The sequence below is a fragment of the Oceanobacillus sp. FSL W7-1309 genome, from assembly GCF_038002145.1.
In the GTDB taxonomy this organism is placed as follows: Bacteria; Bacillota; Bacilli; order Bacillales; family Amphibacillaceae; genus Oceanobacillus; species Oceanobacillus profundus.
In genome coordinates this window covers 2,070,452-2,094,831 of record NZ_JBBOBX010000001.1, presented here as the reverse complement: position 1 = coordinate 2,094,831, position 24,380 = coordinate 2,070,452, and the positions used below count along the sequence as shown (strand labels likewise).

20 protein-coding genes, 1 tRNA gene and 2 riboswitches are annotated in these 24,380 nt (G+C 38.8%); of the genes, 8 read left to right on the top strand and 13 right to left on the bottom strand.

Translation table 11 applies throughout. The annotated features are described in order from the left end of the window. Nucleotides 1–133 precede the first annotated feature (133 nt). The 3 genes from NST46_RS09935 (at nt 134) to NST46_RS09925 (ending at nt 3,960) form a co-directional block, all read left to right on the top strand. A complete protein-coding gene (locus NST46_RS09935; protein ID WP_341137134.1) occupies nt 134–670 on the top strand; it encodes a type 1 glutamine amidotransferase domain-containing protein in 537 nt (178 codons plus the stop codon). Nucleotides 671–680: 10 nt separating this feature from the next. Further along, nucleotides 681–1,832 (top strand): conserved virulence factor C family protein, encoded by a 1,152-nt coding sequence (locus NST46_RS09930; protein ID WP_340002846.1) that lies wholly within the window; start codon nt 681–683, stop codon nt 1,830–1,832. A gap of 142 nt (nt 1,833–1,974) precedes the next feature. After that, entirely contained in the window at nt 1,975–3,960 is a 1,986-nt protein-coding gene (locus tag NST46_RS09925; protein WP_341137133.1) for an acetoacetate--CoA ligase, read from the top strand. A gap of 381 nt (nt 3,961–4,341) precedes the next feature. On the opposite strand, the gene panF is transcribed toward NST46_RS09925, so the two are convergent. The 3 genes from panF to NST46_RS09910 all read right to left on the bottom strand — a co-directional run bounded on the left by panF (nt 4,342) and on the right by NST46_RS09910 (nt 10,543). After that, nucleotides 4,342–5,781, bottom strand: coding sequence for a sodium/pantothenate symporter (panF, locus tag NST46_RS09920; RefSeq protein WP_095311620.1), 1,440 nt, complete (start codon nt 5,779–5,781; stop codon nt 4,342–4,344). Beyond that, complete coding sequence (locus NST46_RS09915; protein ID WP_240033805.1) at nt 5,778–6,065, bottom strand: YhdT family protein; 288 nt, start codon at nt 6,063–6,065, stop codon at nt 5,778–5,780. Before NST46_RS09915 ends, panF begins: the two co-directional genes overlap by 4 nt. A 203-nt stretch (nt 6,066–6,268) precedes the next feature. Continuing rightward, entirely contained in the window at nt 6,269–10,543 is a 4,275-nt protein-coding gene (locus NST46_RS09910) for a 5'-nucleotidase C-terminal domain-containing protein (protein WP_341137132.1), read from the bottom strand. Between the two features lie 268 nt (nt 10,544–10,811). Between NST46_RS09910 and NST46_RS09905 the strand changes: the two genes are divergently transcribed. Continuing rightward, nucleotides 10,812–10,884, top strand: a tRNA-Ala gene (locus tag NST46_RS09905). 121 nt (nt 10,885–11,005) lie between these two features. Here NST46_RS09905 and NST46_RS09900 read toward each other — a convergent pair. From NST46_RS09900 to NST46_RS09885, 4 genes are all read right to left on the bottom strand, one after another. Next, a complete protein-coding gene (locus NST46_RS09900; protein ID WP_251660308.1) occupies nt 11,006–12,274 on the bottom strand; it encodes a cation:dicarboxylate symporter family transporter in 1,269 nt (422 codons plus the stop codon). Between the two features lie 134 nt (nt 12,275–12,408). Beyond that, nucleotides 12,409–12,563: riboswitch (cyclic di-AMP (ydaO/yuaA leader) on the bottom strand. Between the two features lie 194 nt (nt 12,564–12,757). Then, on the bottom strand, nt 12,758–13,468 hold the full coding sequence (locus NST46_RS09895) for an ABC transporter permease (RefSeq protein WP_251660306.1): 711 nt from the start codon (nt 13,466–13,468) through the stop codon (nt 12,758–12,760). After that, nucleotides 13,465–14,313: an ABC transporter ATP-binding protein gene (locus NST46_RS09890; RefSeq protein WP_095311611.1), complete on the bottom strand. Its 849-nt coding sequence runs from the start codon at nt 14,311–14,313 to the stop codon at nt 13,465–13,467. The genes NST46_RS09895 and NST46_RS09890 overlap by 4 nt, the downstream gene beginning before the upstream one ends. A 174-nt stretch (nt 14,314–14,487) precedes the next feature. Then, a complete protein-coding gene (locus tag NST46_RS09885; RefSeq protein ID WP_095311610.1) occupies nt 14,488–15,543 on the bottom strand; it encodes a LytTR family transcriptional regulator DNA-binding domain-containing protein in 1,056 nt (351 codons plus the stop codon). 238 nt (nt 15,544–15,781) lie between these two features. After that, nucleotides 15,782–15,897, top strand: a riboswitch (TPP riboswitch). 176 nt (nt 15,898–16,073) lie between these two features. On the opposite strand from NST46_RS09885, the gene thiW reads away from it, so the two are divergent. From thiW to thiE, 4 genes are all read left to right on the top strand, one after another. After that, on the top strand, nt 16,074–16,559 hold the full coding sequence (thiW, locus tag NST46_RS09880; RefSeq protein WP_251660302.1) for an energy coupling factor transporter S component ThiW: 486 nt from the start codon (nt 16,074–16,076) through the stop codon (nt 16,557–16,559). A 77-nt stretch (nt 16,560–16,636) separates the two neighbouring features. After that, entirely contained in the window at nt 16,637–17,437 is an 801-nt protein-coding gene (gene thiD / locus NST46_RS09875) for a bifunctional hydroxymethylpyrimidine kinase/phosphomethylpyrimidine kinase (RefSeq protein WP_251660301.1), read from the top strand. 2 nt (nt 17,438–17,439) lie between these two features. Continuing rightward, on the top strand, nt 17,440–18,210 hold the full coding sequence (gene thiM / locus NST46_RS09870) for a hydroxyethylthiazole kinase (protein ID WP_251660299.1): 771 nt from the start codon (nt 17,440–17,442) through the stop codon (nt 18,208–18,210). A gap of 3 nt (nt 18,211–18,213) precedes the next feature. Further along, on the top strand, nt 18,214–18,837 hold the full coding sequence (thiE, locus tag NST46_RS09865; protein WP_341137131.1) for a thiamine phosphate synthase: 624 nt from the start codon (nt 18,214–18,216) through the stop codon (nt 18,835–18,837). 344 nt (nt 18,838–19,181) lie between these two features. Here thiE and NST46_RS09860 read toward each other — a convergent pair whose 3' ends face one another. The 6 genes from NST46_RS09860 to NST46_RS09835 all read right to left on the bottom strand — a co-directional run bounded on the left by NST46_RS09860 (nt 19,182) and on the right by NST46_RS09835 (nt 24,352). Next, the gene (locus NST46_RS09860) at nt 19,182–19,505 is read right to left on the bottom strand and encodes a PadR family transcriptional regulator (RefSeq protein ID WP_095311600.1); all 324 of its coding nucleotides are present in this window, start codon (nt 19,503–19,505) and stop codon (nt 19,182–19,184) included. Between the two features lie 180 nt (nt 19,506–19,685). Continuing rightward, on the bottom strand, nt 19,686–20,174 hold the full coding sequence (locus NST46_RS09855) for a sigma factor (protein ID WP_095311598.1): 489 nt from the start codon (nt 20,172–20,174) through the stop codon (nt 19,686–19,688). A 122-nt stretch (nt 20,175–20,296) separates the two neighbouring features. Then, the gene (locus NST46_RS09850) at nt 20,297–21,379 is read right to left on the bottom strand and encodes a LolA family protein (protein ID WP_095311595.1); all 1,083 of its coding nucleotides are present in this window, start codon (nt 21,377–21,379) and stop codon (nt 20,297–20,299) included. 2 nt (nt 21,380–21,381) lie between these two features. Continuing rightward, the gene (locus NST46_RS09845; protein WP_251660291.1) at nt 21,382–22,842 is read right to left on the bottom strand and encodes a sensor histidine kinase; all 1,461 of its coding nucleotides are present in this window, start codon (nt 22,840–22,842) and stop codon (nt 21,382–21,384) included. Then, entirely contained in the window at nt 22,839–23,549 is a 711-nt protein-coding gene (locus tag NST46_RS09840) for a response regulator transcription factor (protein WP_095311591.1), read from the bottom strand. The genes NST46_RS09845 and NST46_RS09840 overlap by 4 nt, the downstream gene beginning before the upstream one ends. A 182-nt stretch (nt 23,550–23,731) precedes the next feature. Next, nucleotides 23,732–24,352, bottom strand: coding sequence for a TetR/AcrR family transcriptional regulator (locus tag NST46_RS09835; RefSeq protein ID WP_251660289.1), 621 nt, complete (start codon nt 24,350–24,352; stop codon nt 23,732–23,734). Nucleotides 24,353–24,380: the final 28 nt, after the last annotated feature.

The window sequence follows — 24,380 nt, the reverse complement described above, 5'->3', positions numbered from 1 at the left end:
AAATACTCACCAAATCGAAGCGAGTTTATTTTAGACTCGCTCCCCCCATACATAACCTTTATCTAAATGCTTGATAATCGAAATGATACCCAACCTCTGTTACACTAATGATAATAAGAAACGGAGGGATTACATGCGATTAAAGGACAAAAAAGTAATTGCACTTGTTGAAGAAGATTTCGAGGATCTTGAACTTTGGTACCCAATTTTACGCCTTCAAGAAGAAGGTGCACAAGTTGATTTAGTTGGTAAGGAAGCCAACCATAAATATATTGGTAAATATGGTGTTCCCGCAGAATCCGCTTATGCATTTACCGATATTGAAGCAGAAGATTACGATGCTATTCTTGTACCTGGCGGCTGGGCACCGGATAAATTGAGACGCTATCCAGAAGTGCTGGATTTTATCCGTGTCATGGATAAAGCCAAGAAACCAATCGGGCAAATTTGCCATGCTGGCTGGGTGCTTATTTCTGCAAATATTTTACAAGGCAAGCATGTTACAAGTACTCCAGGGATAAAAGACGATATGACAAACGCAGGCGCTACTTGGAGTGATGAAGCGGTTGTCGTTGATGGCCATATCATTTCCAGTCGCCGTCCACCAGATTTACCAGCCTACATGAAAGCTTTTGCTGATAACCTGGCAGAAGCAAACCGCTCTGATTGAGGTGTTTTGAATGAAAATTTTATCGATTGAACCAACACCAAGTCCACACTCGATGAAAATAAATGTCAATGAATCCTTGCCTGCAGGTGAAAATTATAATTATAACGAAAAAGATAATCTCGAGGATGCACCAAGCTATGTTAAACAACTCTTTGCTATTGAAGGAGTCCAAAATATTTATCGTGTGGTTGATTTTATTGCGCTTGCACGCAACCCTAAAACCGCTTGGGAAGAGCTGTTACCGAAAGTTCGTGCAGTATTAGGGACAGAAGAAACGAATGATGATTTAACTCCAAATATGCAGCAGAACAATGAAGAAGCTTTTGGAGAGATTAAAGTCTTTATTCAAATGTTCCGCAGCATACCGATGCAAGTAAAATTAGAGGATGGTTCGGAGGAAAAACGTTTTGGTCTTCCTGAACGTTTTAGTCAAGCAATTATGGAAGCCTCTCCCTCCTCTCCCAATGTAATTATGGATCGTAAATGGGTTGAACAGCATCCAAGATATGGAACGATGGAAGAAGTAGGAGAAGAGATTGTTGAAGAGCTTGCAGCAAGCTACGATAAGGACCGATTAGATGAGCTAGTCAAACTAGCATTCGAGAATCAAGCGTCGTCAAGTTCTCATTCTCAAGAGTCAAGACCCAAAAAGCAATTGACACTTGAAGTCCTTGATGATCCAAACTGGAAGGTACGTTATGCGGCACTTGATCGTTTTGATCCAACACCAAGCGACTTGCCATTACTTGATAAAGCGTTAAATGATGAAAAGTCATCCATTCGAAGGCTAGCAACAGCATATCTCGGAATGATTGAGGAACCAGAGGTGCTACCTTATTTGTATAAAGCCTTAAAAGATAAGTCTGTCACAGTTAGACGAACTGCTGGTGATTGTATATCTGATCTTGGGTTTAAAGAAGCAACGTCAGAAATGATTACGACGCTTTCGGACCCTAGTCGAATTGTACGCTGGCGAGCGGCAATGTTCTTATATGAATTAGGTGATGAAACTGCCATTCCAGCTCTGGAAACAGCTGCAGATGATCCTGAATTTGAAGTTCGAATGCAAATCAAACTAGCATTGGAGCGCATTCAAGGTGGCGCAGAAGCCAAAGGATCTGTTTGGCATCAAATGACACAAGCTACACAAAAAGCTGATTGAGCCATATGCGCCAATCAGCTTTACTCATGCATATCAAATTCACGCTAAAGCGTACGTAAGCATAAAGTTTCAGGCTCCTTTACACTTGGAAAGCGATTTCATATAATAGTAGTAATCATCTTAATTTTCAGGAGGCGATTAAGTGGAGAGCGTTAAGGAAGGTACGCTATTATGGAAACCAGATAAACAAAGAAAGAAGCAATCAAACTTATATAAATATATCGATTGGCTAAAGAAAGAAAAAGGACTTTATTTTGATGACTATCACGCCTTATGGGAATGGTCTGTCCATAATTTAGAAGCATTTTGGGAGTCCCAATGGGAATATTTTAACATCAGGTCGAAACAATCCTATGATGCGATCCTTACCTCTCGTGAGATGCCAGGAACGACATGGTTTCCTGGGGCTATGATTAACTACACGGAGCATATTTTCAGAGATAGAGATTTGAACAAGCCAGCTATTATACATGCATCAGAACATCGAGCTACACAAGAGGTGACATGGGGGCAATTATATATAGATACAGTTGCTTTCCAACAGACACTAAAAAAATTAGGCGTCCAAAAGGGGGATCGTGTTGTTGCCTACGTACCAAACATTTATGAGACAGTTGTTGCTTTTCTAGCAACAGCGAGTCTCGGAGCGGTTTGGTCAAGTGCTTCTCCAGACTTTGGTACACAAAGTGTGATTGATCGTTTTAAGCAAATCGAACCAAAAGTGATGATAACAGTTGATGGATATAGCTACAATGGAAAAAATTTCGACCGCACGGAGGTTGTAGCGAACATTCAAGCAGCATTACCAACAATTGAAGCTACTATCACGATCCCTTATTTGAATGAACAAACAAATTTTAATAAGCTAAAAAATCCAATTCAATGGTCGGATGCAACTACAAATAACGGTGACAAAAGCTTAACATACGAACATGTTCCATTTAATGACCCTCTATGGGTGCTTTATTCATCTGGAACGACAGGAAAGCCGAAACCTATTGTACAAAGTCAAGGCGGTATTTTACTAGAACATTTAAAAGCTGCAACTTTCCATATGGACCTAGGTGAGGACACACGTTTCTTCTGGTTTACTACGACAGGTTGGATGATGTGGAATTTTCTTATCGGCGGTTTGCTTAGTGGAAGTACAATTATCCTCTATGATGGAAGCCCAGCCTATCCGGACAATAAGTGGCTTTGGAGGTTTGCTGAACAGACAAAAATGACAGCTTTCGGTACAAGTGCAAGCTTCCTAACAGCAAGTATGAAAGATAGTCTTGAGCCAGGGAAGGAATTTGATTTAAGCCATCTATCCAATATCAGCTCGACCGGTTCTCCTTTGCCACCTGAAGCGTTTGGGTGGTGCTATGACCACGTAAAAAGTGACCTGTGGATTGCTTCTGTCAGTGGTGGAACGGATGTGTGTACAGCATTTATTTTAGGTGCACCGATTCTTCCAGTGTATGCTGGTGAACTACAATGTATGGGACTCGGCGCTAAAATAGAGAGCTTTAATGACCAAGGAAAACCGGAAATAGATGCAATTGGAGAGCTCGTACTAACAGCGCCCTTCCCTTCTATGCCAATTTATTTCTGGAATGACCCTGATGGTACTCGATTACACGAAAGCTACTTTGATGTATTTCCAGGAATTTGGTGTCATGGTGACTACTTAAAAATTACAAATCGTCATACTGGGATTATTTACGGTCGCTCAGATGCAACAATTAACCGTGGCGGAATCCGCATCGGTACGAGCGAAATTTATCGAGCAGTCGATCAAGTCAAAGAGGTTTCTGATAGCTTAATAGTTGATATTCCAAACCAGGACGGGGGTTCAGCCACACCACTTTTCGTCGTAATGAAGGATGGCGCTGAATTAACTGATGAAATCTCCGGGCGCATTAAAACACAAATTCGTACCCAATGCTCGCCACGTCATGTACCGACTGGAATCTATCAAGTTACCGACATACCGAAAACACTTAACGGTAAAAAACTTGAAGTACCGATTAAAAAAATACTCATGGGCAAACCGGTTGAACAAGTCGTCAACATAGGATCACTGAGTAATAGAAGAGCACTTGATTATTTTGTCCAGTTTGCAAAAGACGAAATGAAGGTTTAAGAAAGTCTCTCCTGCTTATTTTAGCAGGAGAATTTGTTTGGGTGCGTTATTTTTTCTATGGCCGGAGAGGTAGAAGCCGGGATGTGAGGTGGGTTATATATTTTGGTATGGGGCTTAATTGCTGGGAAAGGTGCTTTATATTCTAGAATGGTGCTTTAATTGCCGGGTGAGGTGCTTTATATTCTAGATGGTGCTTTAATGGCCGGGTGAGGTGCTTTATATTCTAGAATGGTGCTTTAATGGCCGACTGATGTGTTTTATTTACAAGAATGGTGCTTTAATAGTCGAGAGATGTATTTCTATGCTTAGAGAATTAGAAAATACAAGATTTGAAAAAATACCAGCCCCTCAAGGCTGATATTTTTAAATACAAAACTATATTCATTCTTCTATAACTAAGTGTTTTTTCTGCATCATTAGGCTTGCAGTAACATATGCAATAAACGCAATTACAATAGATGTTACAACAGAATGCATTCCAAATGGCTGCGGATAAAAGGATTCAAATAGGATGTAGCTTCCAACACCAAAGATCATCGATGCAATCGCACCATATTTATTCCCCTTCTTCCAATAGAGACCCATGACAATTGGCCAAATAAACGCAGCTTCGAGACCACCCATCGAGAATAGATTGAGCCAAATAATTAAGTCAGGTGGGTTTAAAGACATCACAATCACAACGATTCCAAGCAATGCAGTTACCCACATACTTAAATACTTTACTTTTCTTTCCTTTGCAGTAGGTTCTATGTAATTTAAATAGACATCTTTCACAATCGTAGAACTAACTAGTAATAATAATGAATTCACAGTTGTCATAATCGCTGCCATTGGAGCCGCAAGGACAATTCCGGACAGCCAGTTTGGCAATACAGTTTGCGCGAGAAGCGGCATTACCGTATCACCAACTTCTATACCGGGTATAACAGGTCTTGCAAACACACCAATCAAATGCATGTTAAGCATAATAAAACCAACAACAATCGTACTTATAATAATTCCACGATGCATCGACCTTGAATTTTTATAGGACATCGCACGCACAGCAATTTGCGGCAGCGCGACAACACCAACACCAACAAGGACCCAGAACGAGGAAACATATGCAGGTGTTAAATCAGCATTTGCACCAAATGGTGTAATTAGATTTGGATTTTCTGCTGCAAGATCAGCAATGATTGCAGGGACTCCTCCACCCGCGATGATAACTGCAATGAGCAGGATTAACGTTCCTGCGAACATCACAATTCCTTGAATTGCATCTGTTATTGCAATAGCACGAAACCCACCAATAATAACATAAACGAGAACAGATACCGAGAATATAAATAATGATGCAATATAGGATAGGCCTGTTAATGATTGAATCAAACGACCGCCACCAATCCATTGAGCAGACATCGCAGAAAACAGGAAAATTAAAATACTTAATGAAGACAATAACACGACCCATTTGGATTCGTAACGACTTTTTAAAAAGTCTACAATTGTCACTGCTTTATATTTGCGTGTTACAATGGCAAATTTTTTCCCTAGTATCATTAACACAAAATAACCTGTAGCAATCTGGGAAGTAGACAGCAATACCCAACCAAGCCCCTGGTTATATGCTGCTCCTGGCCCGCTTAAGAAGCTACTAGCACTTCCATACGTTGTAACCAATGTCATTGCTAGCACAAAGCCACCTAAGCTTCTTCCCCCAAGAAAATATTCCTGCAGGAAGGAATCCGATCGTTTTACATATTTTCCTGCCCACATACCAACTGCGAATACAATAATTAAAAATAATACTAATGGTAATATTGCTTGCCAATTCATAGCTGCTTATTCTCCTTATCATCTAATTCATCTAATGGAATATCTATAAAAAACAACTTTATCACAAGCCAAATCAGTAGCACCATGACAACAAAGCCAAGGACACAGCTATAAAAAAACCAGGCAGGCAACCCTAGAATATAAGTATATTCTGCCGGATTTTTACTTCCTAATCCATATGCAAATCCATACCACCAAATAAAGTTAATAATGACAATTCCAATCCCTATTAATGCTTCTCTATTCGCAATTTTATATCGATAATCATCCTGATTCATGTTCATTTTTTTCATATTGAAGGTCCCCCTTTTTCATACTAACCATATTATATTAACTAGAAGGGATCTGTAAACATTGTGGGGCTATTATATGCTGAACACGTTATTCACATAGAATTTTTTTGAAAAATAGAAGGGGTTTAACCATGCCAACATGATTAAACCCCTTCTGATTATGAAGTTCTCAATATTATCCTTTATCTATTATTCTACTGTACAATCTTTTTTCGCTTACTAAGGTAGATGGCACCACCGATTAGGATAAAAAGAACCCCTGCAATCAAATAGTTAAACGTGTTTGTTGCCGTATTCGGTAATATATTTCCAGTTCCAGTATTAGCTGAGCCGTTCGAGCCATTTGCTCCATCAATCGTATTTTGATTATCAAGAACACCCTTCTCATTCTCATCTTCTGCAGAAGTTTCTAATTCAAAAACCGCGAATGTACTGAAATGATTTGTTTTTGCACTTATTTTACCATTTTCATAATTACCACCAACAGCCTCCCAGAGATTATCGGTTTCATTCAGGTAAAACAGCTTCACATTTTCTTCGCTTTCTATCTTTGTTGCATCTGCCTCGAAGATTAATGTGATCGCGTCTTCGAATTCACTTATCCGTTGATTTCCCTGTGTAATGGAGAAATCATATACATTACTTAGTGCATTTGGAACCGCATCAAGTCTATCAATTACGATCGTTACTGCTTCATCGCCATTTGTAAATACTGAGGCTGGAATTTCTAAAGAGACATCACCTTTTTCAATACGTAGAACCGCATTTTTAGCTTTCAATTCTTTTACTTGCTCGCTGCTCAATACAATCTCAATTAAGGTTAGGTCTGCTGATTCATTTAAATCAATTATGACCGTTCCATTTTCTGTAATTGTCTCTAACGCATCTTCTTCAAGAATCGCTTGATTGTCTTGAACAATTGGTTGAACTGTTATTGTTTTATTCGTTTTATCAGAATCTCCTGGTTGTTCCTTTTCTCCGTCCTTATCACCATCATCAGGAACCTCTGTATCTGGCTTTTCAGGCTCTTCTGGGTCAGGATCCTCCGGTACTTCTGGGTTTGGTTCTCCCGGGATTTCGTCCGTTTCTGCAATCCTGCCCTCTGCTCCATATACAATCGGATTCGACTCTGAGCTGTTTAAATGCTTAACATAATCAACTGTTGCCTCAATGTCTTCAGGTCCCATGATTGGATTTTGCCCTAAATCATTTATCGGACCGTCTGAGGTTCCCATATAATTATTTACCGTCAATGTATACACTGCATCCTCATCAATCGGCGTTCCATCTGGAAAAGTGATAGCTACAACTTCATTCAATTCCTTATTCCATGTATAATGCAATCCGGCAATACTATAATCCGGTCCATAAATTGGAGATAACTGTTCATTAATAATCGGATAGAGGTCTGCTCCTGTTACCTCCAACGTCATCAATGTGTTTCCAAACGGTTGAATATTGTACAGGTTGCCCCACGTTATTTCACCTGCAAGCAGGCTGTCCCTAATTCCACCACCATTCATCATGGCAAAATCACTTTCCATCGACCAGTTCATCGCATCTGCAAGGAGATTTCCCAGTCCATGATCACCGTCATTCGTATAACTGCCAGTTAAATCTTGCGCATTATAGCCAATCACTTCATTAATAATCGGCGCAATCCGCTCTGCATACGTATCTAGAATGCCAGCTACTTTTTCATCGGCTGTATAGTCGCTTTGCTTTACAAAGACAACTTCTGCTTCCTTTTCTACAATGTCCCCTGTCTCACGATCAATAACGAGATCAACATCTGCAAAGGCTTTTCCATACTCAGATGCTTGGACAATTAATTTATCATCGACAACCGCGTTATTAACAACGTGGTTATGTCCTGAAAAAATAACATCAACTGCATCATCAATATTATTCGCCAGGTCTGCCGCCGCCCCTGTCACAACATCACCAGTTTGATAGGCCGGTAGATGGGCAAGGACTACAATTGCTTCCACACCTTGATCTGTGAGTTCAGCAGCTGCGGCATTCACCGCTTCTGTTTCATCTGTAAATGCTACATTTTCCAATGACGCAGGCATAACCATGTTTACCGTTTCAACTGTGTTAACACCAATAAATCCAACTTTCACACCATCTACTTCCTCAATATGGTATGCGTCTAAAAAGGGTTCACCTGTATCATCATAAACACAGTTTGCACAAAGTACCGGAAAGCTCATTCCAGCATACCCTTCTGTACCTTTTCCTTCCGAATGGTCTCCACCATTTACCATTCGAAGCAATTCATCTAATCCTTCATCAAATTCATGGTTCCCAACGGTTCCAACATCAAAGCCGATTGCTTCCATAATTTCGACAGTTGGTTCATCCTGGAGTAATCCAGAAACCGGAGAGCTTCCACCAATCATATCTCCAGCATGAACGATTAATGTATGTTCATTTTCTTGCTCGCGTTCTTTCATTGCTGTTGCCGTATAATCCATACGCCCATACATATCATATACGCTATCCCCATCTGGATCGAGCGAATATTCCTGATCAATTTTTCCGTGTAAATCATTTAAGCTTAGCAGTTGAAGTTCTAGTAGGTCCTCATCCTCATTCGGAACTTCTTCCTCAGTAATCGGTGTATAGCCATAGGATTCTGCTTCCTCTGCACTTGTAAAGAAAATACGCTTATCAACTGGGACGTCTTCCCAACTATTCGGTTCTACATACTCCATTGTTTCTGAGTTTCCAACATACCTTAAAAAACCTTTCTGATCATCGTTCGCACGGAATGCAAATGGAAGCTCCAATAAAGGATCTTCTGGATTCCAAATTCCTAACCCTGCATCCTTCGCTTCTTTTACGGCTTGCTGATACATTGGGTATGCTTCTTCATCAACTGGTGCAAGGAAATAAGTAGATGCATAACCCGCCTCGACCATTTCTAAATTAATGTTTAATTGATCTTCCTTGCGAATTACTTCTGCCAAAATTCTTCCGTAGTCATCTGTTGGTTCATCTCCAACCTTTAAATAAATTTCATCACCAGGCTGAATCAATTCACGAATATAATCTGTCGCTCGATCCCCATAATATTTTTGATTTTCATTGATTTCCGCTCGTTCTGGATCTTTATTTTTCGCTGCATACGTCTCCGCAGTGTCCATATTCAAAAAGCGTACTCTCGTTTCTCCAAATACAGGGTTTGCAACACGAATTGTATCCCCATCTGTTACGCTTTCTACAGTAGTTTCATAGTAGCCTGCAGAAGTCGGGGCTTCTGGCTGATCAGGAGCTACCTGCAAGTCTTCCTGTCCAGTAGGAATCAGCTGATACGTATTATACTGACTTACAATCGCCGTAATGTCATACCATAAACCAGACTCCACTTGAGAAATATCAAGCGCGTTTTCCATCACACGCAATGTTGTTCCATTGAATTCAGCATCAACCAGTGCAACATTGTACCCTCCACCAGCGGGGCTATCTGGAATAGTATTAATATAACCATTTACTTGTACTAACTGTCCTTCATACGATTCCGCAATCGTAGGATCTTGAAGATCTTCCAAGGTTATTGTTTGCGCTTCCGGCAAAGCCTGATCTGACTCTAATATTTCGATTGAAGCTGGCACAATCTCTTTTAAACCGTTATAGCTAGCCAATTCTCCAACAATTTGTACTCGATCACCTTTTACAAGATCGGGTAAATCGCCTTGTTCATAAGAAAATAAATTAATGCCGCCAGTCTCATCTTGTATGTATGTCGTAAACTGTGCTCCGTTACTGATTGCAGCATTATCCACTGTTACAATTCCTTCTACCATTACATTCGTACCATCACTTAATTCACGTGCATCACCGATTGAAGATACTTCGTCAGGATCAGCAGGTTCTTCCGGCTCTTCTTCCGGAGGATCAATTTCCCCAGCTCCATCCATCGTATGGCTGCCAAGATATGCAAATGTATTGCTTGCATAATCATTCCACTGACTTTGTTCATATGTTTCAGCAGGCGCAGTAATCGATGCATCTCTCACTAACGTAACGTCAGCAGCAAAATTATCACGAACGCCAATTTCACCAAGCATATCGATGATCGCTTCATCTTTTTTCAATGCAAATGCGTCGTCTCCATTGAAATTGATAATCGATCCATTTACCACATCTGCATGATCCAGAATTGCCTGTTCTGCACTAGTATGTGCAAGAACAAGTACATCATCGTTTTCAAGTGTCCCAGAAAGTGATAATGTCTGGCTTGCTGAAGAAGCACCATTACTGTACAACTCCACTTGATAACTCGATAAATCTACCGCACTTCCTGTACCATTGTAAATTTCAATTGCCTTATTAAAGGAACTACCTTCAATATACTCCGAGATAAATAAGTCCTCTGCTGTCGCTTCATCGCTTTGTGCCGAAACAGTTGTTACAAAGCTAGGTGTAATGTTTACTGACAGCATTACTAAAATAAGAAACATACTGAAAACTTTTCTGAAAGCAACACTTTTCATCACGATCCTCCATCTCTTAGGATATTTTTTGCTAGATACGAGGACATATGACAAAATCCTCTCCAGCTTCCCTTTAAATATGACATAAGAGGCGCAGTGATACTATTAAAAAAATGTAAATATATTGTGAATTCAGTACATAAGGACTATTAAACTATTAAAACAGTAATTTAGCACCATCTACTATTACATAGAGTTGATTTAACAAATGAAAGCATATATAATAAATATTCGCGGGGCATTAGCTCAGCTGGGAGAGTGCTTGCATGGCATGCAAGAGGTCAGGGGTTCGAGCCCCCTATGCTCCATATATATAAAACACTTGATGCATATGCTTGCTATCAAGTGTTTTTTTATATCCTGTTACTAATTTAATTCAAAAAAAACACTCACAGCATAACTAGCATTGTGAGTGTTTTTTCAACTATATTATATCGCTTGATCCACTACTTCTTTCTGTTCTTCAACTGGTGGGTTAAATTGACCTTCCCATTTAGCAATAACGAGTGCTGCTAATGAGTTCCCTACCACATTAACTGCAGTACGCCCCATATCAAGAATACGGTCGATTCCAGCAATAAATGCTAACCCTTCAGCAGGTAATCCAATCGTGCTGAATGTAGCGAGTAACACGACAAAGGATACGCCTGGTACACCAGCCATTCCTTTAGAAGTAACCATCAAGACTAACATCAATGTAATTTGCTGCCAAATACTTAATTCTATACCAAACATCTGTGCAATAAATAGCGACGCGATCGCTTGATATAAAACAGACCCATCTAAGTTAAAAGAGTAACCCGTTGGGATAACAAACGTGGCAATGTGTTTTGGACTTCCGGCTTGCTCCATCTTGTCCATAATTCTCGGCAGCACGGTTTCTGAACTTGACGTTGAAAATGCTAAAATTAATTCTTCTTTAATCAGCTTTAATAATTTAAAGATATTTATTCCAACAATTTTAGCCATTAAACCTAACACAACAATGACAAAGAATATCATGGTTCCGTAAACAGTAAGGGCTAACTTGCCTAATGGAATCAATGAGGTAAAACCATATTTAGAGATCGTTACACCAATTAAAGCAAATACACCAATTGGTGCATACTTCATAAATAGGTTTGTAACATAGAACATAGCATTCGCTGTACCTTCGAAGAATCGAAGTACCGGCTTACCTTTATCTCCAATTGCTGCAATTCCAAGACCAAATACAACTGCAAAGAAGATGATCGCCAGCATGTCCCCTTCAACCATCGCTTGTACTGGATTTGTAGGTACTATATGCAAAAGCGTATCCGCAATCGACTTGCCTTCTTGATCTTCTGAAGTTTCGACATAACCTGAAATATCACTTTGCTGCAGGCTTTCCATGTTTAATCCAGTACCAGGCTGGAATATGTTAGCTGAGATTAGACCAACCGCAATTGCAACTAATGTCATACCAATAAAGTAAGTTAATGATTTACCGCCTAGCTTCCCAACAGATTTCAAATCTCCAACACCAGCAATTGCAACGATAATACTAGATAGTACAATTGGAACAACAATCATTTTAATTAAACGAAGGAACAGATCGCCAAATGGCTGTAAGATACTTTGCGCTGTTTCACTTCCGTAGAAAATACCACCAACAATAACACCTAAAATTAGACCAATAAAAATTTGATTGGCCAAACTTAATCTAAATTTCTTCATTGATTACCCTACCTTCTTGTTAGTTAAATGTGTCTGCCTAGGCAAGGGAAACAAAGATGATTTGACTAGAAACGTGAATTGACGAACAAAAAAAAGACACGGGTTGTGTCAATTCGCACGTTATCCTATACTCTTTTGTTTCCGTTAAACGCTGACGAGGTTAGCTTTCGGGTTAGGACTAAGGAAACAGTAAAGTAAGCCCCTCCGTAATAGGATTCACCCCACGCGGAAATTCCGCCGTAATGATTGGGTCCCCCGCTCTTACAATAAGATTAAGCGAAGCATATAAAATGCTTTACTATCATACTACTAAAACGTTACTTTTGTAAATAGTAAATTTTTAGTAGTTAAAGTAAATTTAAATATACTAATTGGGAAAACGCAGGAATCAGTGGTTAATATCGATCTCTATACAAGCAATATAATCCGTTGCTTTTCATAAAAATAGAACTGGGGAAATGAATTCCCCAGTTCTATTTAACCTTACTCATCCAACTCTCGCTTTTTAAATACGATGACAGTGGCAATCATTCCCACAACTACCCAAGCTGCAATGATACCTAAATTACCTAGGACATCTCCAAATCCTGAACCGGCCTCAACAGCTGTTGCTAGCTCGATCAATTGGATATTTGGTAAATAGTCGATGACAGACAGGATAGGATACTCTTCAGCGAAAGGACGAAACATAGATCCAAATCCAAAAATAAACATAACTGGTAAAATGAGTACAGAAGCTTCCATTAAGGTTCTAGAGATCAATCCCATCAATGTTCCTAAAGCAATATAAAACAAGCTAGATACAACAATTGCGATTGCTACAATCCCCATATTTGCTGGCTCATAGCCTGTCAGCATCGCACATAGAATAATCGTTATAACAGTTAATATAAAGGTTACTAAACTTTTACCGCCAAGAATTTCTGGTATAGTTGCTGGCGAAAGCATCAAACCGCGTAATGTGTTTTTCTCTTTTTCTTCTGCTATAATGGAACATTGCAGGAATGCTGTAACGATGGCTAAGGTCAAGTTAATTACTACATAGTGAACTTCTACTGTAAGATTATCCATTCGACCATAAAAAAATGCAAAAATGAGCGGCATTAAAATTGTTGTCGATACATACATATTTTTATATAAATCCTTCATATCCTTTTGAAAAATTGCCATGACACGTTTCATTGAAAAAGTCATACTAATTCCCTCCCTGTTACTTCTACAAAAATATCTCCTAATGTTGGTTCATTTGAATGGATGGAAACGATCTGATCGGTTGATAGGTACTTATATATTTCATCCGCGCCTTTCGAACCACCTGGTAAACTTAATTCGCGTCCATCTTTTAATTCAACTGTTACAGAGGAATCCGAAAATTGTCTGCGAAGAACTTTCGGCTCATCGAGCAACTGTATTTTTCCTTTATGCAAAAATGCAACGCGTTTACACAGTGTTTCCGCTTCACTCATATCATGTGTGGTCAAGAAAATGGTTGTTCCTTTTTCATTCAATTTGCGGAGTCCATCATGAATATGCTTTGAGTTCACTGGATCTAAAGCAGATGTTGGTTCATCTAAAAACAACAATTCCGGCTCATGCAGGAAGGCCCTTGCTAACGTGACACGCTGCAGCATTCCTTTTGAAAGCTTTGAAACTACCTTTTTCGTATCCTCCGTCAAATTAACCATCTCTAACACTTCACTAATTCGTTTCGATGGCACATTATAAAGCTCACAATACAATTTCAGATTGTCATAAATTGATAACCGCTGATACAATCCACTATTATCTGTAATAACACCAATTCGTTTTCGATAGGATGGCTTATTTAATGAAGCAACAGGCAAATTAAATACGGTCGCATCTCCAGATGTTTGCATCAATTGTCCAGTTAATATTTTTATAGTTGTCGTTTTTCCAGAACCACTCGGTCCTAAAAATCCAAATGTCTCTCCTTTTTTTACTTGAAAGCTTACATCTTCCAATGCAGCTTTATTACCAAAAATCTTTGCTAATGATTTCACTTCAATAATGTTTTCCAAAATTCTTCCTCCCCGTAGATCTCGTTTGTTTGTGACTCTAGAATAAATGGAAAGCGAAGGGAAATCAGCATATTTCCTATGAAAAGAGTATTTTTCAAGGTGAATGGCGCATTTTTAACGCTCAATTATCCGAGTTGCAAGTCTTGATATTTCTACTTTTTCGATGAACGGAGCTTATTTAAGGCCGAGTAGATCTTTTAATTCCGCCATTTTTGTTTTAGACAGCGGAACCTGCGACTTTTCCTTGTCATCCAAAATCAAACTATAACTATTTCGAGTCCATGTGATCACTTCACGAACCTTTTGTAAATTTACAATATACGAGCGGTGACATCTGAAAAATCCAAAATGCTGCAGGCGCTCTTCTAAATTCGTTAAGGTGAGTGAGCTTGGAAATGCTTCCCCTTTTATGTAAATATTTGCTTGACCATCATTGCTTTCAATATAATCAATCTCAGGGGGGTCAAATAAAACAATTTTATCGTTAACTTTCGTTGGAATTTTATTCAATTGAATTGGCTTTGTGTCTTTTTCATTATCTGTTTCTTCTGCTGGAATTAATTCTGTATCTCTTTCCTCTGTATCTTCCTCTGTTTCCGTCTCAATAATTCGTAAACCATCTTCATCCAATCGATAAACACGATCAGCAACCGTGACGGCACTTTCCATATTCCCAGTTAGAACAAGTATACTTTTATCTTCTTCTTGTATCTTTCTTGTAATATTAATAAATACACGTTTTGTCTCCATGTCTACATTCAAATCAGGCTCCTCAAAAACAAATAAAGAAGGATCCTGAATCAATAAACGTCCATATTGTACACGTTTCATTTCCGAAAATGTTAAATCTCTAATTCTCTTGTTTTTCTTTCCTTCCAGCTGTGTTAGATGGATAACTCGTTCAAACGTTTGTTTAACTTCATATAAGTCATAAAAAAATCGAAAATACTCAGAAACCGTTAATCTCTCATACATCCCATCTTCAAAAAAGCAAATACCAACTTGATGTAAAAATCCTCGCTTGTTTTCTGCAATAGTTACTTCCTTTACACGGATTTCCCCATTTACAATGGGGATTTTTCCGAGAATCATATTTAAAAGCGTGCTTCGAACATTTAGCGTTGAATAAATGGCAGTAATCTCCCCTTCAGCAATTTCTAAATTAAAAGCAGGAAATAGCTGTGTATCCTTTTCATGTTTTTCTATGTTTTTCATAGTTAAAATTGTCATTCTATCAGCCTTTCTTTAATACTTTTTTATATGTATCCTTTTATTCATTGTTATCTCCCATTACACAATAAAAAGTGCAATCACGTTCCGCTAAATCAAGAGTATGTACCATTTTTTTCGTAACGCTTCTACTATATAATTAGCAGACTACATTAGTTATACCATGTTTTCCATGTTAATAATGACAAAAGTTAAAAAATTTGTTAAGCTTAGAGATGAATTTACAATTCTATCGCATTTAAACTACTAGGGGTGCCCAAAAAGCGTGGGCTGAGAGGGAAGCGTGTATCATTTCCCGACTCTTATGGACCTGATCTGGTTAATACCAGCGGAGGGAAGTAGTCTGACATATGTCTAAACTATTTTTCACACGTATCAAGCTAGGTCCTAATGGATCTAGCTTTTTTTACGTCCAGTTCTAGCTCCGTGTCCGTAGCTGAACTCCAAAATTCAGGAAGCAGCAATTGCTATAAAGAAGCGTACTGGTTTACATCACTGCTTTTTGTGATACCCCAGAAATGGAGGACTTGATGAATCGAACACGTTTATTAACTACGATGGCAGTATTTATTGCAATTGGGACAATCACCGCTCAACTAATATGGTTTCCCGCTGGAATTGCTAGAGCCTATCCTGTCCAGCATGCAATTAATGTCATGGCAGCTGTTACGCTTGGACCAGGTCCAGCTGTCGTTATCGCTTTTATGATTAGCTTACTTCGCAATATGCTCGGACTAGGGACATTATTAGCATTTCCCGGTGCGATGGTTGGCGCCTTTTTAGCAGGTTATCTTTATAAAAAATCCAGCAAGAAATCATTAGCCGCTATCGGTGAAGGCGTTGGAAGCGGGATTTTCGGTGCACTTTTCGCTGTCCCATTTGCTTACATTTTTATGGGAAGTTCTGCCGGAGCATTCGCCTTTATCCCACCATTTCTCGTTAGTAGTATTACTGGTTCTATTATCGGCTTATTTATCGTATCCAGGGTTTCAAGTAAACGTTTAATTCGTAATTAAATTGCATGATTTATAAAAGGATTTGAAAGAACAACACTTATATGTGAGGTATCTTCTGAAAGGATGGTGTATAACCAATGAAACAAGTAGCATGTGCACTTACAATTGCCGGTACAGATCCAAGTGGCGGTGCAGGTATCCACGCTGATTTAAAAACATTTCAAGAGCTGCAAAGCTATGGGATGTCCGTAATTACTTCGGTTGTGGCTCAAAATACAACAGGTGTTCAAGCCGTTCACCATGTACCAATTGAAATAATTGAACAGCAATTAGACTCCGTGATTTCCGATATGCCTATTCACGCACTGAAAACTGGAATGATCGCCAATCAGGAGATGATGAAAGTTATCCAGAAAAAAATAGCAGCACTTCAAGTTCCATATGTCATGGACCCTGTTATGGTTGCAACGAGCGGAGATGCTTTAATCGAAGAAGAGGCACGTGATTATTTACGCAAACAGCTTTTACCCCTGACAACACTTGTAACACCGAATATTCCAGAAGCTGAATTTCTTATTGGAGAAACGATTAAAACAACAGATGATATGAAACAAGCTGCAGAACTGCTTGTGAAGGAATTCGGTGTTGGTGCTGCTTTAATCAAAGGCGGACACAGAGAAGGGGAAGCAATTGATTTCCTTCATGATGGTTCAAATATACACAGCTTCTCAGCAGAGCGAATTGATACTAAGAACACACATGGGACTGGCTGTACGTATGCAGCAGCAATTACTGCCTATTTAAGTAAAGGTTTGTCTTTGTATGACGCTGTTAAGAATGGAAAGGATTTTGTCACGGCGGCAATTAAGTATTCATTCGACCTTGGAGCTGGGAGTGGTCCAACAAACCATTGGGCAATACGAAAGGATAAGTGCTAAACATGAATCCAACAATTATTAAAAGTGTACGGGAAAAAACACCGCTCATTCATCATTTAACGAACCAGGTTGTCATGAATTTTACTGCAAATGGACTGTTAGCCTTTGGTGGCGCCCCTGTAATGGCAAAAGCCGAAGAGGAAGCAAAGGATATGGCTTCTATTGCGGATGGTCTTTTAATAAATATCGGTACCTTAACAGCAAAGGATCTAGATGCAATGATTCTTGCTGGTAAAAAGGCAAATGAAAAAGGAATTCCCGTTGTACTTGACCCAGTAGGTGTTGCTGCAACGACATTTCGTACAACTGCTGTTAAACAAATTTTAAAAGAGGTAAAGCCTACTGCTATTAAAGGAAATGCTGGTGAATTAGCACATCTGGTCGATATCCCTTGGCAAACAAAGGGCGTGGAATCGCTTGGTGAGGGTAATGTTGAAGATATCGCTCGCAGCGTCGCACTGGAATACAAAACGACCGCTGTTGTTACAGGTAAAATAGACATTATTTGCACCGGAAAATCCTGCATGGAGAATCATACTGGGCATCCAATTCTATCTAAAGTAACAGGTGCTGGTTGCTTGCTAGGTTCCATACTAACCGCCTGCTTAACAACGGATGACCCAATTGAAGAACAGGTACTCACAGCTGTTCATTTTTACGGATTAGCCGCCTCCCATGCAGCCGCAAGTCCGTCAGTGAACGGGTCAGGAACATTTATAGCTCCATTTATCGACGCACTTTCATTAGAACCAGAACAACTGGAGGGAAAATAAAACATGTCATTTCCAATGAAGCCATCCTTACGAAAGTATTTTATTATGGGCAGTCAAAATTGCGACCGTAATCCTGGAGATATACTGGAAGCTGCAGCTAAGGCTGGAATAACAGCATTTCAGTTTCGAGAAAAAGGTCCTTCATCACTTAACGGTAATGCGAAATTGGAATTAGGTAAAGAGTTACGAGCAATTTGCCGAAGCTATCACATTCCATTTATTGTGAATGATGATGTCGAGCTTGCGGAATTACTTGATGCAGACGGTATACATGTTGGTCAGGATGACCGATCAGCAGAAGAATTACGTCAAGCTTTTCCAAATAAAATTATTGGACTCTCTGTATCAACTACGGATGAAGTTGATAGAAGCCCGATAGATCTTGTTGATTACATTGGTGCGGGTCCAATTTTTTCCACAACAACAAAAACGGATGCGAAAGCGGCTGTTGGGTTGGAGTGGATTCAGACATTACGCGCACAATTCCCAATGCTTCCTATTGTCGGAATTGGCGGGATTGATACAAAGAATGCTAAATCTGTGCTTGAAGCTGGGGCTGATGGTGTCTCGTTTATCTCCGTGATTACACAGGCAGAAGATATTGCTAAAGCCGTTAAAGCGATTTAGCTTGTAGGAACCGCTTTTGAATCTAGCAAGATAGGATATCTCAAAAGTCTAACTTTCGAGATATCCTTAACTATGAAAAAGTAAGGATCCAATGGCAAGTGCCCGCATCATTTCTTTTCGAAAAGGAAACATTGCTTGTTGGATCTGTCCACCGACCTTTGTTTCATTGCCGAAGTGCTCCATTGCCTTCTTTTCCGCTTCTTTATCGGATAACCCCGCATTGATAAATTCTTACTTGGACAACTCCAAATGAATCAGCAATTCTTCGTATAAGTCATCTTTCTCTTGTTGATTCCCCTCAATTTGTTGAACTGTCTTTTCAACAAATCTTCTGAGATCTTGCGTCATGTTAATCCCTCCGAACTCTTATTTACAAGGAATTCAATCATTTTCCAATTTCTCTGTTTTTGTTGCAGTTGTTTTCTTCCTGTTTCGGTTAGATGATAATATTTCCGCCTTCCGTTTTCTGTATCACTCCAATAAGACTTAATCCACTGTTTTCTTTCTAATCTTTTCAAAGCCGAATACAGCGTTCCCTCACTCATATCATACGCATCGCCGCTTAACCGTTTTAAAATTTTGGTAATTTCGTAACCATACAAATCGCGCTGGGAAATTAAAGACAATATCAATAAATCAATGCTTCCCTTCATCATTTCCCTATCCATTACGCATATTCAACCCTTTTTTCCTGTTAATACCAGTGTGTTACGATGCACCTCGTATCACAAGGGTAAAAGCAATAAAAAGCAAACGAAAATGTACCCGTCAGCAGAATCCACGAGAAAAAATGTACCAGTCCCCTTAAATAATGGAACTGGTACATTTATTAAACGCAATAGAACAAATTACTGACTAATCATCGTGCGCAGCGATTCTCTCCCTCGCCAAATATAGGTTAGGGTAGTGGAATTGGGGATTTCTAAAACTTCACTAATCTCCTGAATGGATAAATGATTGCTAGATTTTAGGGTTAAAGCTAATCTCTCTTTTAAAGAAATGTTCATCAATATAAGTTTTATATTATTATCTTTATTTAATACGGGACTAGCATGCACGCCGGTCTGATTTTTTTCATTGAATTGGGTACGAGCTAGGTTCACCGTTTTTTGAAACAGCCACAGCGAAAATTTTTTAGTAGTTTCCTGATAATCGCCAATATGATTATAAACATGCAAGAAAATATCTTCAGCCATATTCTCAGCAGCTTTATTGTCACCGATAATCATGTAGCAAATTTTATAGACTGATTGATGGTAATGCTGAACAAGCTTCTTAAATGCACAATGATCTCCTTTTTTCACCTGTTTAATAACTCGTCTCCCTATCTCCCTCATCCTTTAACCTCCGTACTATGCTTCCTGTATTAGCCCTTTTTCCACTTATGCAGCTAGAAAAGCTTGTAATACTTGCTTAGCTGCAGCAAATCTTTTCGTAAACTTTCTCGCTCATCTTTTGATTACTTTTCCGAACTCAAAATCATTCTTTCTGTCGATTTCACAATTTCTTCTTCATCTATATCTGGATGCGTTATTACGATCGAATAACGTAAACCATCTTCATCCCAAACAATGCTCTTAATTACCTCTTCATACTCTGCAGCATTTCCTCGAATCTCTAAATCCGCTTCTTCAACTGGCATGTCATCGGGAGTTGGAAACACAGACAACGAAAACAATGGGATATTCTCCTTGGAACTATACATTAACTCCAGCTCATGCCGATTCAATCCAGCAGAGAAATCATACATTTGCATGCTTGCAAGATGATATGCTTCCTCTTGAAATACAAGGAACGCTTGGCCCAGCGCTTCCTCCGCTTCTTCTACTGTAACTGTTTCTGGCCCCAATTCCTCTAGATCCTCTTCCAAGTTTGTAATTTCAATATCTTCCGGAATATCAAGCGTAAACGTGTCATCTGCAAAGTCTGGTGAGAAATCCAACTCTGTATACTCGAATTCTGTTCGAATATCTCCTGTTTCTGAAACAAGCTTCACAACAAACCACGTTTTTTGATCCACCCATAATTCCATGTCTCCTAGTAAATTATCCGCTTCATTCGCTTTTACCCGAATGTGGAATGTATCAGCATCAAGCATTTGTTCCTCCCCAACCATTTCATAGGTATGAGATTCCCCCATCATCCCCATCATCGTTTTGAATTGCTCTTTAGGACTTATACCTGCAAAGTCTACAAACTCTGTCGTATCCATTTCTTGCGCCTGGTTATTTGCTTTATCATAGATAAGCATTGTAGTGCCATCATTTAATACTTCTACTTCTTGTTTTAGTACTTGATCGTTCGTAACAACCTTTCTTTTCTCGCCTTCAACATACTCCTCCAGGATGATATGCTGTGTCATTTCTTCTCCTTCAAACATTTTCATTTCCGCTACACCTTGATAGGCATTTACATCCTTCTCCGATTCAATAGCATTTTGGATAATTTCCTCTGCAGAAACTTCCATATTTTGTGAACAGCCTCCTAATATTAATGTAATAAGACTTAGTAAAATCAAACCTTTTCTCCACGTAAACTTCATGATTAACCCTTCTCCTTTAACCAGCAGGCAATTAATGTGCCCTTATTTTCAGTTGACCAAATTTTTATCTCCCCATCATGCTTTTCCATAATTATTTTTGCAATACTTAATCCGAGACCTGAAGTTGCCCCTTTTCCTCGTGAAGCATCATCTTGATAAAAGGGTTGGAAGATCTTTTCTAGTTGACTATGCTTTATGCCTTTTCCTTCGTTCTGAATAAGCATCACAGTCCCACCCTGCCTGAATAAATTCACATCATCTTTAAACTCTGGGAATACCCAATTTGGTAGTGGCTTCCTCGATGAAATGGCAGCTAACCAAATACGACGATGTTTCGGAGTATAGCGAATGCTATTATCCATTAAATTATCAACAAGGCGAATCATTTGTTTCGGATCAAGCATGTAGGAATTCCTAACATGCAGTTCGGTGTTTAGTTCTATATCTTTTTTGAAGCATGGCTCTTCATAACCAGAAAACAGCATTTCAAAAAACTCTTCCCCATTTACTTGTACGATATGGAGCATATTATCAGTTGATTGAAGCGAGGTGAATATTGATAAATCATCGATCATTTGCTTCATATGTTCTAATTTTTCATAGAGTATCATTTGATAGTCTTCTTTTTCTTCTTTTGATAAATGGTGATTTTCCAAAGCTTCGGTGTATGTTCGAATAACGGTTAATGGTGTTTTTAAGTCATGAGATAAGGAGGCAACCATATATTCTTTTTCATGCTGCTGTTTGGCAAGAGCATCTCTCGTTTCTGCTATTTGAGCTTTCATTTGCTCGAAATGTGTAATAACTACTCCAATTTCATCCTTCGATTGAACCAGCTCCTGATTCAATTTCTTACCTGCCGCAAATGCTTTCATATGTTCTTGTAACTGATACAAAGGTCGATTCAGCTTACGGTTGATAGAGAGCATAACCACTGAATAGAGTGCAATGAAAAAGATACCCAATAATATAAACATCATCGTCGTACGTTGATTGGAGGTCTCTACCCACGCTTTTCTACCTAATGTAATTTCATATAAACCAACTACCCGATTCGCATCATCAAATACTGGCTTTTTCACCGAATAGGTTCGCGTTTTTTTCTGATATTCATTTAAATTCTGAAATAATTTTTCTTGATTCACTTGAAAAAGCTGCGGGTTTCCTGGTGTATTCATCGTAGAAAACAACTGAACGCCATCATAACGAAATAAATCGATTTTGAGATTATCATCTGCCAGACTACGCAAATGCTGGTAGTTTTCGTCAGACTGAATTTTATATAAGGCTTCTTCCTTTAATTCGCTTTCCAGATTTGTAACGACATTTTGAAAAGTTAGATATTCCATTAAATCCTGATCTTGATCATAAGCGCTTAAATTAATATAGAGTAAATAAATAGCGGCAATCGGTAAAACCATAACGAGCAAATAACTTATCATAAGCCAGTTTTTAATCTTCATCCAACTTGTTCTCCTATAAAACGATACCCAACACCCCAAACGGTCTGGACAAATCTCGCTTGCTTTCCTGTATCTTTTAGCTTCGTGCGAAGACTTTTAATATGAACGGTTACGGTATTATTGCCATCTACATTCATCAATTGCCATACATGCTCATATATTTTCACTTTTTCAAACGTAATAAATGGATTTTTAGCAAGTAAAAACAAAATCTCCCGCTCTTTAGTGGTTAGAAAGAGAATTTTCCCATCTAAAAATACAGCTTCATTCAAAAAGTCAATGGCTAACCCATGTTTATAATGAAAAATCTGCTCATTATAATGCTTCTTTGTATAGCGCTCGTATCTTCTTAGGTGAGAATGTACTCGAGCAGTCAATTCTTTCAGGCTAAATGGCTTGGTTAAATAATCATCTGCACCAAGACCCAATCCACGTATTTTGCTTTCATCCTCATTTTTAGCACTAACAATTAATAACGGTACGTCACTTTCTAACCGAATGGTTTCACATAATGTAAAACCATCCATCTCTGGCATCATGAGATCCACGAGCACTAAAGAATAGTCATCGGCTCTAAAATCTTCCAAGCCCTCCAATCCTGTCGATGCCCAGGTCACTTGAAAACCTTCTCTATTTAAGTGATCCCTCATAATCCGGGCAATTTCATAATCATCTTCTACGATAAGAATTTTACTTTGTTCTACCATAGGTCCCCCTCTTCTCTAACTCAAGTATAAGTCACTTTAGTAACGACAACGCAAAAGTTTATTTTTAGTTAATAATTAGTGGGTAGCTAAGGAAATCTAAAATTAATCTAAACCGCTTACGTCCGAACATAAAAAAACCTTTTCTACGTTTCCCATAGAAAAGGATCAAAAGCTAAAAACACCTATTCCCTTGGCACAATCCCATTTTCCAGAACTTGAATAATCCGTTCAACCTCTTCCTCATCGTTCCAATCACCATCAGGAACAATAACATATCGTGCAATAATATAAGAAAAAATAGACGAGGCAACAATTCGAATGATTGTATCCGAATGGGTTTGAATGAGCTGGCCCTTAGCTTGATAATGTTCAACAATGTTTCTAAGTCTAGCAAAAATATCTTTCCCGATATGCTCAATAAACTGCTCCTTTAACTCTGGATGAAAAGGAATTTCCTGAATTAATATTCGTAAAAGGGGAAGGTTTTTTTTAATAAATGCTTTTCTATTCTCAATCATAGCTCGAATAAAATCTTGAAAATGTTCAAAATCCTGATCAAGCACCTTGTTCATATCATTTTTCACCATTGGAGCGATTAACTTCACCATCATCGGTGAGACAATCGATAACAACAGCCCCTTTTTGGATTTAAAATGCTTGAAAATCGTTCCTTCTGCAACTTCCGCTTTATTCGCGATCTCACTTGTAGAAGTACCTGCATAGCCTTTTTCTGCGAATAGCTCTGTCGCTGCCTCTAATATCGCTATTTGTTTTTTAGTTAATTTCGACTCACTATTTGTCATCAAATTTCGCCTCTTATCAAGTTAAACA

Coding starts and splice junctions, on each gene's coding strand:
- NST46_RS09895 (WP_251660306.1), bottom strand. CDS start 13,468: ATGACTTTTTCAATGAAACGTGTCATGGCAATTTTTCAAAAGGATATG.
- NST46_RS09835 (WP_251660289.1), bottom strand. CDS start 24,352: ATGACAAATAGTGAGTCGAAATTAACTAAAAAACAAATAGCGATATTA.
- NST46_RS09935 (WP_341137134.1), top strand. CDS start 134: ATGCGATTAAAGGACAAAAAAGTAATTGCACTTGTTGAAGAAGATTTC.
- thiM (WP_251660299.1), top strand. CDS start 17,440: ATGAATCCAACAATTATTAAAAGTGTACGGGAAAAAACACCGCTCATT.
- thiW (WP_251660302.1), top strand. CDS start 16,074: ATGAATCGAACACGTTTATTAACTACGATGGCAGTATTTATTGCAATT.
- NST46_RS09930 (WP_340002846.1), top strand. CDS start 681: ATGAAAATTTTATCGATTGAACCAACACCAAGTCCACACTCGATGAAA.
- NST46_RS09840 (WP_095311591.1), bottom strand. CDS start 23,549: ATGGTAGAACAAAGTAAAATTCTTATCGTAGAAGATGATTATGAAATT.
- thiE (WP_341137131.1), top strand. CDS start 18,214: ATGTCATTTCCAATGAAGCCATCCTTACGAAAGTATTTTATTATGGGC.
- panF (WP_095311620.1), bottom strand. CDS start 5,781: ATGAATTGGCAAGCAATATTACCATTAGTATTATTTTTAATTATTGTA.
- NST46_RS09855 (WP_095311598.1), bottom strand. CDS start 20,174: ATGAGGGAGATAGGGAGACGAGTTATTAAACAGGTGAAAAAAGGAGAT.
- NST46_RS09915 (WP_240033805.1), bottom strand. CDS start 6,065: ATGAACATGAATCAGGATGATTATCGATATAAAATTGCGAATAGAGAA.
- NST46_RS09885 (WP_095311610.1), bottom strand. CDS start 15,543: ATGACAATTTTAACTATGAAAAACATAGAAAAACATGAAAAGGATACA.
- NST46_RS09860 (WP_095311600.1), bottom strand. CDS start 19,505: ATGGATAGGGAAATGATGAAGGGAAGCATTGATTTATTGATATTGTCT.
- thiD (WP_251660301.1), top strand. CDS start 16,637: ATGAAACAAGTAGCATGTGCACTTACAATTGCCGGTACAGATCCAAGT.
- NST46_RS09900 (WP_251660308.1), bottom strand. CDS start 12,274: ATGAAGAAATTTAGATTAAGTTTGGCCAATCAAATTTTTATTGGTCTA.
- NST46_RS09850 (WP_095311595.1), bottom strand. CDS start 21,379: ATGAAGTTTACGTGGAGAAAAGGTTTGATTTTACTAAGTCTTATTACA.
- NST46_RS09910 (WP_341137132.1), bottom strand. CDS start 10,543: ATGTTTCTTATTTTAGTAATGCTGTCAGTAAACATTACACCTAGCTTT.
- NST46_RS09845 (WP_251660291.1), bottom strand. CDS start 22,842: ATGAAGATTAAAAACTGGCTTATGATAAGTTATTTGCTCGTTATGGTT.